Genomic DNA, 12,611 nt, shown 5'->3' on the forward strand with positions numbered 1-12,611 from the left:
ATTCAGCCATGAATGATCGTACCGAGCGGAGGGCCCGCTAATGCCCACCAAGTACCGAGTCGTCGGCACTGACCGTCACGGCCAGTCGGTCGCGGTCGAGAAGCCGAACAAGGCCAGTGCGGTCCGTGCGGCCGAGGACGGTAACCGGGACGCCGCTAAGCGTGACGCCCCGCAAAATTGGCGTGCCGAGGTCGCGGAGTTCGAATGGAAGCCGGTGCAGCCGTGACCGAGACCAGCCCTTACCGCATCAACCTCGATCGCGAATCGACCGGACCCGAAGGCAAGTACCTCGTTTGGTACTGGGGTAGCCGTCTCGAGGTGGAGACCGCTGAGTCGTTGCAGGAGGCGTTGGAAGACGCACGCGGGTACGACTCGGGCGAGTGGGCGAACTTCGATCACATCGAGGGCCCAGCAGGAGATGTTCCGACGGCCGATGTCCGCCGCTGGCTGGAAGAGTTGGACCGCAGAGAGACCGACCGGTGGCGGGCGCAGCGCGAGTCCGAGCAAGGCCGAGTCCGTTACCACGTCATCGTGCGCAGCCTGGATGGGTCGAGTGAAGGCGAGTACGAAACGACCCTGAACGAGACGGCGGCTCTCTCGTACGCCCGGGAACTCGATCTGCCCGGTCGGGTGCGGGTGTATTCGGATGTGGTCGGTGACTTCCGATCGTTCGAAAAGGACCGGACGACGATCCTGAACTACGGGGACGAACTCCCGCCCGCCGAGGAAGGAACGCAGTCATGAGCGAACAGATCGATACCACACGCTTGCGGGAAGCGATGGACGCGGCGGCGGATAACGCATACTTTCGCGAGCCTTGCCCCCACTAGTCGGATGGGTTCACCTGGTTTGGTGATGCGAGCGCCCATCTGGCCGCCGCGCACACAACTTCCGCTTTAAGGTTCTTGCGCTGTTCGAGTGCGTCCTGGTGATGAGGTCGACCGGTTTCAGTGGCGATATCGACAGCGTCGGTTCATCGTCAGAGCGACGCTGTCACGCTCGCGCGAAACCGTGGTGTGACATTTCACCCGGGCCGATACACTGGGCCCCGCGCCACGCTGCGGTACATGTTCCTGTCTGGGTGTGACGCCGGTCAGCGGTCCCGGCAATGGAACTGCCCTTACGGGTGGTAGATCTTCGGATCTTCGCGTGACAACGCATGTGGGGTGTGTTCGACGGATCCGTCGAACACACCCCACATGTCACTCGCGGTTCGCCGCACGATCCACGGCATTCGCATATGCCAGCCTCGAGATCTCTTCCGTATGTGAATCACTGGCGTGCCGACGATCTCGGACATGCCTCAGCAGAGGGACGCGCCGATCACGGCGCGCTGAATCACCTGCTCGCACGGCTGCGCGCCCACGGCTCGACGAGTGCCGTCCGCATCGTGTGCCCCGTGCCTGAGCGGTCCGCACTGCATGCGCGTCCTCGCTGCGCAACCGGCAGACCGGCGCGGCGATGACCAGCCTTTGGTCCAGTGCCCAGGTGCCGCCGTCGCCGCGAGGAATCCGCGCCCACTTCCTCGTGCCGCCAGCTAGCCATCGCATGCCTCTCACTGGATCTGGCAGGTCCGCTGCCGCACACGGCGACGCGTCCGCCCGCTCAGTGATGACGGGACTCGGTGGCCGAGCTGGCCGTCCGCGATCTCGACCGCGCCGAGCAGGTCGGGGCGTGGCTGCTCACCCCCGACGATCCCGCGTGGACCGGACTGGGATTCGACGACCTCGACGCCCGCGACAGCAGATATCTCGACGCGCCGATAGCGGTCTGGGTACGCGGCACCATCGAGGCGGTGTCGGTGCTGACCCGCGTCGCTGTCATCGGCACCCGGGCGGTCACACCGCGCGGTGCCGCCACCACCGGCGAGATCGCGGGCGCGCTGGCCGCACGCGGCGTGCACATGGTCAGCGGTGGCGCCTACGGCGTCGACGTGCTCGCCCACAGAGCAGCCCTCGACCACGGGACACCGACCACGCTCGTGTCCGCGGCCGGGATCGACCGCGTGTATCCCACCGCACACCTCGAGGTGTTCGACGCTGTCAGCGAGACCGGCGCGATCGTGTCGGAATACCCACCCCGCGAGGGCGTGGACCCTTCGCGGTTGCTCGCGCGTAATCGCCTGGTCGCGGCGATGTCGCGGCAGCTGGTGATCCCCGAGGCCGGGGTTCGATCGGGCACCCTGTCGACCGCGCGATGGGCGCGACGGCTGCACCGCCCGGTGCTGGCCGTACCCGCCGCTCCCGGCGCAGCCGCGCGGGGCTGTGACCGACTGATCGGCGAGGGCCATGCCCGCCCTGTGCGCTCGGTCACCGATGTCCTCACCGCGCTCGATGAAACGGCCGACCCCGAACCGGGCCACCCTCGCGGCGACACCCCGCGCCTGGACCTCGGCCACGACCGGATCGGCGGCGTGCCCGTGCGCTGAGTGCGCGCGGGGCTCACACACGCTCATCCGCGCGCGAATTCATCTGTCCCTGTTGATCATCGACTCTCGAGGAGAACCAGTTATGGCCGGAGACACCGTCATCACCGTGATAGGAAATCTGACCTCCGATCCCGAACTCCGATTCACCCCCGCAGGCGCGGCGGTCGCGAACTTCACTGTCGCGTCGACCCCGCGTTACTTCGACCGCAACGCAAACGAATGGAAGGACGGCGAAGCGCTGTTCTTGCGCTGCAACATTTGGCGCGAGGCCGCCGAGAATGTCGCCGAGAGCCTCACACGCGGAGCTCGTGTCATCGTCAGCGGACGGCTCAAGCAGCGCTCCTACGAGACCCGTGAGGGTGAGAAGCGCACCGTGGTAGAGCTCGAGGTCGACGAGGTCGGTCCCTCGTTGCGTTACGCGACCGCGAAAGTGAACAAGGCCGACCGCCGCGGCGGATTCGGCAATGCCGAAGCCCCGAGCAGCGGCGGATTCGGCAGTGCCGTCGCGTCGGGAAGTTCGGACGCGGCCGGGTCGGATCCGTGGGCGGCCAGTCCCGCTTTCGCCAGCGCGGGTTTCGGCGGGTAATCGGGCCTGATCGTGGCCTGGATTCCCTCGATGGCCGCGGTTCCAGCGTGGTCACCAGGTGGGTGGGTTGGGTCCGGGGTGTTCGTCTGGTCGAGCGCCCCGCCTTCCCGAGGGCTACCAGTTCGCCCAGCGCCACGCGTACGGGCCCACGCCGGTCGGACACGAATTTCCCCGGCGCGACGCCATCGATCGCTGGCGCCGGTCGTGTTGTCAGCGCGGGAAATTCGTCTCCGCCCTGATGGCGTGTTCCCTCCCGCGTGTCGCCGTGCGAACTGGCTTCACGCCCTCAGGCGGGTCGCCCGACCAGCCGCCCACCCCTCGTGTTGGAGATTGCCGCTTCGCGCGTGGGGTGCTTTCGCATATCGCCAGACAGGAATATCGCCTTGTCCGAAACAGTGTTGTCCGAAGCCGAAGCCGAAACCGAAGCCGTGTCGTTCCTCGACGTGCTGCGCTTGATCGACGAAGAGTACGACCTGGCCCGTAACCGTGACGCGCTTCGCCGCCAGGGGCTGGCCGCGCTCGCGTTCACGACCGAGGAAGACCGCGAACTGTTGGTCTACCTGGTAGACGTGTTCACCAAGCACCGTCCGCGCAGTGCGGCGCGTGGACTTCACCGCATCGCCGAACGTGACACTCCTCGCGGCAGGCAGCTCGCTGCCCTGCTGCCGCCGGTGCAGCCGGGGTTCGCCGACGACGACCCGCGTCGGTTCAGCAATCCGCACCTGTTCGGGGCCCCGCTGCGTCTCAGCGACCCGCACAGCGAACCCGACACGCTCGCCGAAACCGACCCGGTCGAGTCCAGCACCGCGCCCGAGACCCCACCGGCCGCGCCATGGAACCCGCACGCGATGTTGCCGAGGATCACCGGGCCCGAACAGCGTGGACGGTTGAACCGGGTCCTTGCCCGGATCATCGACCATCTCAGCGAGCGTCCCTTCGATCAGGCCTGCGCCGAAATCGCGAAGCTGCGGATGTTGTGCCACCCCGACGATCTCGTCCACTTCGACGCGTGCGTGCCGACCGAAGACCCGCAGCTGTATCAGCCCACCGATCCGGACCTGACCAACCGCGACACCATCGCGCGCGGCATCGACGCGAACATGTGGCAGACACCCGCGGTCCGCGACCGGTACCGGCCCGAGCAGCGGCAGCCCAAACCCCGCCCGACTGCCCGGACCGCCGCGCCGCGGCGCGGCGAGTACATCGAACAGCAGACCAGACTCGCCGAACACCGCCAGAAGGGCGCTGCCCGTCGGCGCGCGAACGCGCGACTGGCCAAGGTCGCAGGCTACTTCGATGCCGAAGCGTTCCAGGACTACCAGGCCGCGGCGGCCGAGAAGGCGGGCCTCGACTATCTCGAGGACCGTGAGCGGATCTATCTCGTCGAAGCCGAACTGGAAGCCCGCAAGCGGGCACGGTCGGGCGAGGAGACACCACGTAAGGTGCGCCGTGCTCGGGTGGTCGATGCCGAACAGGCACGCCGGTGGTGGGATGGTGTCTACGTCGACTTCGTCAGTGGACAGTTCGACGCTGCCACGGTCCTCGACGGTGAGCGTGTCGTTTCCGACGACTACAGCCACCGCGTCGCCGAGAAGCGCACGAAGATCCGGATCATCGCCGACGAGCGTGAACCGTTCCAGCAGAACGGGAACGATCTCGACTACGACCGGGCCGCCGAAGCGCCGTTGAATGGTTGGCCGTGCGTGTCCTGCTTCATCGAGCGCCCCGCGTCGATGATCCGTGCCGCGGAGCATCACATCGACGGGGATTGGCGCAGCGATGACGGGCTGTGCCCGGTCTGCCGCGCCGACGGCCACCCCGGAATGCCCGCCCTGCCCGAAGGAACCGGTCCCGCCGAAGTGGTGATGGCCCGTAGCGCCTACTTCATGCACCGCTACCCGGGCAGCTCCGACTACATCCTCGACCGGGTGGCTCGCGCGCACAGGGGTCATCCGGCGGTGCCGTTCATCCGCGCGTACATCGATCCCGAGTTCGGCAAGACACCGCTGGAGGTGGTCGACCTCGACGCCGCGCCGAAGCCGCGCCGTGCACCGAAGCACGGTCCGGTGATCGGTGAAGGCCAGCGTCGCAGCCGCTGCCGCACCTGCCACGAGGACAAGGCGGTCGACATCCACAACGGCCGCTGCACCGCGTGCTGCGTCCACCTGGGAATCGTCACCGTTCCCCCGGCCCGCCAGAGCGTAGCTGTCTGAGCGAAGCCGTAACCCGGGTCGCGGGCGTCCACCGCAGACGCCCGCGACCCGCAATCCCTTCTCGTCCTTTCAGGAGTTCCTGTGCCCAGCACCCTGACCCCGACCGACACCGCAGCCTCCGCCACGGGCGTGAGGATCCGAATCCTGCTCAACGCCCGCAGTTTCGGCGACACCAGCTACGACCTGTCGGTCGATTTCGTCGACGCCTACTCCTACAGTGACCGCAGCCACCCCGCCGACGCGACCGACCAGGACATCCTCGACACCCAGTTCACGACGTTCAACGACCAGACGCCGTCGGTACACGCCGACCTCTACTACGCGGCCGGTCACCGGTCACTGTCCAGCGGTGACGTCGTCGGCCTCGACAATCGCTTCTATCGCTGCGACAACTTCGGATGGACTCCGCTCGACAGCACACTTCCCGACGCCGACGCCTCTGCCCTGCCGCCGCGCTGCGCGGTCGCCGGGCTCGGCGCACAACGACAACTCGCACCCTTGAGCCTCACGCTGCCCGAGGCCGGTGCCGTGACCGTCCTGGCACGCGCCGACGCGACCGGCGAAGTCGATTGGGAATCGCTGCTGGCCGCGCTCTTACGCCGCAGCTGCGACCTCGACGCTGCGGTCGACCTCGAATCCGCCGTCGCCTACTTCTGACCGGCCGCACGTGAACCCCCTCTGTGGGAGTAGGCCCATCCCGCTCCCACAGTGCACCCGACGACGTTCCTGCCGTACGGTCGCGTAACCGAACTCGCGTAACCGACCGCCACCCACCACCACCCGGACCGAATATCCCCACTCCGGTGAATGGCAGGTACCGTGTCTCCCTCCACTTCAGCGGTGGTCATCGATTCCTTCGACGGCCCCTTCCGCTTCCTCTCGAACTTCTACCCCCATCCGCTCCAGTTCCGCGGATTCGACTGCGCGACCTCCGAACACGCATTCGCAGGGGTCAAGACCACCGACCGGGAGTGGATCGGGCGCATCCTCGCCGCCCCCACCCCCAGACAGCGAAACAGCTCGGCCGCCGCGCCCCGTTGCGGCCGAACTGGGACCGCGACCGTGTCCTGTACATGCGCGCGATCCTGCACGCGAAATTCACCAGCGACCCCGACCTCACCCAGCTCCTGCTCGACACCGGCGACGCGCTGCTGATCGAGGGAAACACGTGGGGCGACGACTACTGGGGCCGCGTCCTGCGCCCCGGACTCGCGACCGCGGTAGGCCATAACTGGCTCGGCCGCAGCCTGATGCGGCTGCGTAGCGAGCTCGCCGGGCACGACGCACAGCGGTGGGTACGCGTCGCGGCCACCGGGCACCGTGAACATCTCATCGACGCCGACCTGCACCCCTGGGTCCGCGACGAACTCGCCCGGCTCGCGATAAAGCTGCGCGACGAGCACGGCACCCAGCTCGGGCTGTCCGGACTCGCGACCGGAGCCGACCTGTGGTGGGCCGACGCCGCCGCCACCGCCGGACTGGACCTGTGGGGCTATCAGCCCTTCCCCGAACAGACCACCACCACAGACTGGAACTCCGCCCGCCGCGCCCACCACAGCGAGATCTGCGAACAGCTGACCCGTCACGTCCTGGTCGCCCACTCCGGTCACGACCGTAACCGGGCCTTCGACTACCGGAACCAGGTGCTCATCGGCGACGCCGACGCGGTCATCTGCGTTCTCGACCCGACCCGCAGCCGCGGCGGAACAGTGAACGCACTGCGCCGCTACTGCTCCAGCATGCCGGTCATCACCATCGACCTCGCCGAACGCACCACCCGGTTCACCCCCTCCTACAGCCCGGCACTCGCCGCGTAACAGCGCCACCTCCCGCGCCTTCCGACCATCACGATCGGCGGCGCGGCACTGTCCGCCCGACGCATTCGGCCCCACTGATGTTCGACCGACACAGCCCACGATCGACGGCACCCCGCCGCCGGTCGTTGGGTGTGCCCGACGCGCACCAGATCTACCGTCCCCCGCGATTATCAGGAGCACACCTTCCTATGACCCGCCCCTCCGTCGAGGACCTCCCCACCGACAAACGCGTCCTGGTCGCACGGCTCATCGACTCCGGGATCCCTGATCGCGACCCGCGCGTCGCCGGTGTCCTGCTCACCGCCCTCGGCCTCCACACCCTGCTTCCCGGCACCTCGGGCATCCCCGCCGACGACCAACCGGTCGACGCCGCAGCCCTGCTCACCACCTACGGCCGCCCCAGCACCAACTTCCCGCCGACCAGCTCAGCCGATATCGACAAGGTCCGATGGACTTTCGTCAGGACCGCGCTCACCCTCGCCGACACCCACGGGCTCGGCGACGCGGTCGAATCGGCGCTGCGTGAGCTCGGACTCACCTGGTACATGCCGCAGACCTCGGAAAAGGTCGACGTCGCTATCGACATCACCTCACTCGCCGTCGAGGTGCCCCTGAACCGATCAGGAGGACTCGACGACACCCAACTGCTCGACCGCATCCTCACCGCCGTCCACGCCGACATCGAGCGACGCTCCCCACTACCGATCACCCGGCCCCCGTTCTGACAGTCCTGCCCCGGCCTACAGACACCTCGCCACCGCAAACACCGACATCGTCCCTCGGCCCGCGCATCCCTCAGCGTGCGCGGGCCGAGGAATGTGCCGGACCGGCACAGAATCCCCGCCCAGCGGACACCACAGAGCAGATACGGAGCACGTCATGACCACCGCCGCCACCGCCCTGACCGTCGACGACGTCACCACCGACAAACACATCCTCGTCGCCCGCATCGCCGGATGGACCGAGCACAACGGATACCGCGACCGCGCCGAAACCTTCCTCGCGGCGACCGGTCTGGCCGGGCTCATGCCCAGCGCCCGTCGCCCGTACACCGTCACGCTCGATGAACTGGCCACCCACTTCACCGAACCCGCGTCGATCTTCATCTACACCCGCACAACCACACCCGACCGATACGACGTGGCCGAGGCGACCCGAAACTACATCGACACCCACGTCAACCGATTCCTCACCACCATCGAAAACGGCACACTCACCGCACAACCGACCGACCACGGCCAGACCGTCGACATCGAGGCCGTCACCACCACGTGGGGCAAATACGACACGCGCTACCCCGAAGCCGGATCGCCCGAGGTCATCGCTTTCCGCCACAGCATCATCCGCACCTTCATCGAACACGCCATCCAGGCCGGGCACTGCAAGGAGGTCGAAAGCACCCTCCGACGAATCGGCCTGGGAGCCTACCTGCCCCCCGAGACCAAACAGATCACCGTGACCGTGCCCGGCTTCGGCACCATCACCGAAACGATCCAACTCACACGCACCGGCGACGTGACCCCCGAACTGCTCCGTGACACCGTCAGCAGGCACATCGCCGCCAAACTCTGCGAAGCCGATTCGATCACCTACGTCGACACCCCGGCTTCATGATCCGCGGCCGCTGGTGCACGGGTCCGCGCGCTCGTGCACCAGCGGCCGAAACGTCGCCGCGGTGCGGCGTCGACGAAATCCGGCCAGGCGATTGGAGATCGGTTAGCTGCGCCACAACCCTGCACTACACCGAGGAATCCACCACATCCACTCCGCCCACATCTTCCCTCTCTACTACCTCCACACCCCTCCCCTCCTCTTTCTCCCCTTACACCTCCCCTCCGCACATCCCCCACCCGGCCGGAACGTCCGAAGAGAAGATCCTCGAGCATCAATTCGACCTATTCAACGGGCAACTGCCCAGCCCCCACTCCACCGCCTACTACCGAACGCCGCACCGCTCGCTGTCAGTCGGTGACCTCGTAGCCATCGGCGATCGCTTCTATACCTGCGACCACGTGGGATGGACCCTGTGCGACGCCGCCCCCGCCGACAACACGGTGGTTTCCCTCCTTCCACCGCCACCGCCGTCAAACACCGAAGCCGCACCGACGGATCTGGAACCTGAACTCGATGCGGTCGATATCGATCTCGCATGGTCGGCCGTCCGCTACGGGGAACAACGCCCCGCGCCGGACACGACAAGATATCCGCGAGACGACGAGCCGCCCTTCTGACCGAACAACCATCCTGTCGGCCCTGGGGGTCCGGCGAACACCTGCCGAACCCCGGGTGAGCCACCGGGGCAACTGTCACGCCCTGACCGCCCTACGGCGCTGATCCGAGTCCCTGCTCTTGATCACCCGCGCGTTGCGCTTGGATCGCGCCGTCCGCCACAAGGATCCGACATCCCTCTGGCGAATGGCAGACGACATGGCATCTCACCCGATCACTGGGGTCATCGACACTTTCGATGGCCCCTACCGCTTCCTGTCGAACTTCGGCGAACACCCCGTCGAGTTCGACGGACGCCTCTACCCGACCTCCGAACACGCCTACGCCGCAGCGAAGACCACCGACACCTCGGCGATCGACCGCATCATCGCCGCGGGCTCCCCCGGCGAGGCGAAACGGCTCGGCGGCCGAGTCACGTTGCGCCCGAACTGGGACACCGTCCGGATCTCGGCGATGCGCGCGATACTGCGCGCGAAGTTCACCGGCGACCCGGCACTGACCCAGCGGCTCCTCGATACCGGCGACGCACTCCTGATCGAGGGAAACACCTGGGGCGACCGCTTCTGGGGACGGGCCCTGATCCCCGGAGTCCGCACACCGGTCGGTGTGAACATGCTCGGCCGCCTGCTCATGGAGCTGCGGGACGAACTCGCCGGACACCCACCCACCCGCTGGCCCCGCGCCGCGGTGACCGGGCACCGGCCCCAGTTCATCGCCCCTGACACCCGCTGTCACTTCTCGAGCTATCTGGCGGGCCTCGCCCACTGTGACCTGCGGTTCGCCACTTGCATCGGTCATGTCGTCCTCATTTCTTCTCGGGATATCTGGCGGATTCCTGGATCAGCGCACCGGCCGCGGTGTGCAGCGCGGTCCGTGACCTGTGGTTCGCCACTTCGAGTGAGAACTCGCCACCGATCCGCCACTTCTCGTAGGAATCCGCCACTTCGGATGGAAACCGACACCCGCGGCTGGGCCTGCGCCGAACTCGACCGGGTCGCGGTGAAACTGCGCGACGCCCACGACACCCGGATCGCGGCGACCGGCCTGGCCGTCGGAGCCGACCAGTGGTGGGCCCAGTCCGCCGACCGCGCCGGACTGGAACTGTGGGGCTATCAGCCGTTCCCGCAGCAGAACTCGCGATGGAACACCCAGTCGAAGGCCGAACACGCCGCGATCTGCTCACGGCTCTCACGCCACGTCATGGTCGGCGACAGCGACAGCGACGTCTACCGGGACCTGGACCTGCGTAACCAGCTCCTGATCGGCGACGTCGACGCGGTGGTCTGCGTCCGTGACCCCCGCCGTACCTCCGGCGGCACCGTCACCGCACTGAACCGCTACTGCCCCGGCATGCCGGTCATCACCGTCAACCTCGAAACCCGCACCACCACCATCGCGATGTCCTACACCCCGCTGGCCGCCTGACACCCGCAGCCGACCAGAGCGCGATACGCGAACCCCTGCATCTGCCTGCCATCCAGACAGGTCGATGCAGGGGGGCACCGCGCCACACAGTCATCGCCCCACCCCGGGCCATCGCGGGCGAATCAGCCCACCCCCTCCACAGACCAGCGCCGACCGACCCAGCCAGCGACTTGTAGCCCCCGGCTACCGGCCGCCGGGTGTGCCCGACGGCACCACACCGCGAACCGACACAGAAAGCAGGCACTCAGTGACCACAACGGTCAACGACCTTCCCACCGACAAGACCATCCTCCTCGCCCGCATCGTCAACTCCGGGACCTACTCCGCCGACACGCGTCTCGTGGCCGACATCCTCCGCACTGCCGGAATCGACGCCGTCCTGCCCGGTCACAGCGGACAGGACTCGGTGACGATCGCCGGCGAACCGCTCGACGTCGCGTCCGTCATCAGCCGGTGGGGCGACCACGACAGCCCCTACCCGCAGGCCGGGTCGGAGGAAATCGAACAGTTCCGTCGCGGGTTCGCCAGCACGGCCCTGACGATCGCCGACAACCACGGATACGGCCGCATCGTCGAAACCGCCCTCCGTGAACTGGGACTCACCGCCTACCTTCCGCCGACGTCGAAAAGGGTCGCCATCGACCTCGACATCAAACGGGTCATCGTCGACGCCCCACTGACCCGCACCGGCGACATCCAACAGGACGCGTTGATCGACACCGTCCTCGCGGTCGTCCGCGCCCTCCTGGTCGACCGCTCCCCCCTGCCCACCACCGACGAGCCGGTCACCGCCCCGGCCTCCTGACACCACCGCAACACCCGGAACCCGGGCCGTGTCCGCCAGCAACCAAGGGCGGACACGGCCCGGCCGGTCAGCGCCACGCATCGGCCGACCCGATCTGTGTCGGCGCACGCCGAAACCATCACCCCAACTCCCGAGCGAGAGAACGGAACCAGTCATGACCGCCAGCACCCTCGAAACCACCACCGTCGCCGACGTCGAAACCGACCAGGGCATCCTCGTCGCCCGTGCGCTGAACTGGGGCGAATACAACGAGCTCGCCCGCTCCGCGCTCACCGCCGCCGGACTCGGCGACTACCTGCCCGCCATCAGCCGCGCATTCTCCGTCGACCTCGACAAGTTCCACCAAGCGTTGTCGACCACGATCGAGATCGACATCCACACCGCCTCGACCACACCCGACCTCAACGCCGTAGCGCGGGCCGTCCGAAACGAACTGAGCGGAACGGTCGAGCAGTTCATCGGCACCATCTTCGACGGCGAAGTCACCGCCGAGCCGGTAAAACAACGATCCAAAGCCGTCGACGTCCGCGCGATCGTCACCGAATGGGGAAACTGGACCACTCCCTACCCGGCCGCCGGCTCACCAGAAGTCGAAACCGCACGACGCACCACCATCCGAGCGATCCTTCAGCACGGCTACAACAACCGATACTGCCCCGAAATGGAACGCGCGCTCCGCGAAATCGGCCTGGGCGGGTACCTGCCACCCGAGTCCAAACACATCACCGTGCCCGTTCCGGGATACGGTCACGCCACCGGCACCGTCAACCTCACCCGTGTCGGCGACATCGCCGACGGTGAAATCAACCGCCTCGTCACCGCGCACATCCTCGCCCAGCTCGAGGAGCGCGAGGAACTGATCCCGGTCGACGCGCCGGTCTGACCGGCCGCGTCACGGCAGCGCCCCGCGATGACGAGTCCGCGGGGCGCGCCGCCGAGCAGCGCGGCGAGCAGCGAGTTGGGCGAGCGTGAGCGGCGTGGACCTCTGCCCACGCCCTACAGCACTGGTACCAAGTCGATTCCGCGGGCACCCTGATCCGTTGTCATCTCGCTACTCAATCTTGCCGCCATTCCGGTGTTTTGGTCGCTTCACTAACGCGCCAACGTG

General features: G+C 67.4%; 12 protein-coding genes. All 12 read left to right on the forward strand.

What is annotated here, in order from left to right; genetic code table 11:
• The first annotated feature begins 40 nt into the window (after positions 1-40).
• Positions 41-226 (forward strand): hypothetical protein, encoded by a 186-nt coding sequence (locus OG225_RS42845; protein WP_331758260.1) that lies wholly within the window; start codon positions 41-43, stop codon positions 224-226.
• The gene (locus OG225_RS42850; RefSeq protein WP_331758262.1) at positions 205-744 is read left to right on the forward strand and encodes a hypothetical protein; all 540 of its coding nucleotides are present in this window, start codon (positions 205-207) and stop codon (positions 742-744) included. The genes OG225_RS42845 and OG225_RS42850 overlap by 22 nt, the downstream gene beginning before the upstream one ends.
• 880 nt (positions 745-1,624) lie before the next feature.
• Positions 1,625-2,428 (forward strand): DNA-processing protein DprA, encoded by an 804-nt coding sequence (locus OG225_RS42855; protein ID WP_331758264.1) that lies wholly within the window; start codon positions 1,625-1,627, stop codon positions 2,426-2,428.
• An 82-nt stretch (positions 2,429-2,510) separates the two neighbouring features.
• Entirely contained in the window at positions 2,511-3,014 is a 504-nt protein-coding gene (locus OG225_RS42860) for a single-stranded DNA-binding protein (RefSeq protein WP_331758846.1), read from the forward strand.
• Between the two features lie 383 nt (positions 3,015-3,397).
• Positions 3,398-5,227, forward strand: coding sequence for a hypothetical protein (locus OG225_RS42865; protein WP_331758266.1), 1,830 nt, complete (start codon positions 3,398-3,400; stop codon positions 5,225-5,227).
• Positions 5,228-5,308: 81 nt separating this feature from the next.
• On the forward strand, positions 5,309-5,884 hold the full coding sequence (locus tag OG225_RS42870; RefSeq protein WP_405183622.1) for a hypothetical protein: 576 nt from the start codon (positions 5,309-5,311) through the stop codon (positions 5,882-5,884).
• A gap of 314 nt (positions 5,885-6,198) precedes the next feature.
• Positions 6,199-7,044, forward strand: coding sequence for an NADAR family protein (locus tag OG225_RS42875; RefSeq protein ID WP_331758270.1), 846 nt, complete (start codon positions 6,199-6,201; stop codon positions 7,042-7,044).
• A gap of 188 nt (positions 7,045-7,232) precedes the next feature.
• Complete coding sequence (locus tag OG225_RS42880) at positions 7,233-7,769, forward strand: hypothetical protein (protein WP_331758272.1); 537 nt, start codon at positions 7,233-7,235, stop codon at positions 7,767-7,769.
• Positions 7,770-7,923: 154 nt separating this feature from the next.
• The gene (locus OG225_RS42885; protein WP_331758274.1) at positions 7,924-8,658 is read left to right on the forward strand and encodes a hypothetical protein; all 735 of its coding nucleotides are present in this window, start codon (positions 7,924-7,926) and stop codon (positions 8,656-8,658) included.
• 813 nt (positions 8,659-9,471) lie between these two features.
• The gene (locus OG225_RS42890) at positions 9,472-10,698 is read left to right on the forward strand and encodes an NADAR family protein (protein ID WP_405183623.1); all 1,227 of its coding nucleotides are present in this window, start codon (positions 9,472-9,474) and stop codon (positions 10,696-10,698) included.
• Positions 10,699-10,945: 247 nt separating this feature from the next.
• The gene (locus OG225_RS42895) at positions 10,946-11,503 is read left to right on the forward strand and encodes a hypothetical protein (protein WP_405183624.1); all 558 of its coding nucleotides are present in this window, start codon (positions 10,946-10,948) and stop codon (positions 11,501-11,503) included.
• 154 nt (positions 11,504-11,657) lie between these two features.
• Entirely contained in the window at positions 11,658-12,386 is a 729-nt protein-coding gene (locus OG225_RS42900) for a hypothetical protein (protein WP_331758282.1), read from the forward strand.
• Positions 12,387-12,611 lie beyond the last annotated feature (225 nt).

The organism is Nocardia sp. NBC_01377, assembly GCF_045040005.1.
GTDB lineage: Bacteria > Actinomycetota > Actinomycetes > Mycobacteriales > Mycobacteriaceae > Nocardia > Nocardia noduli.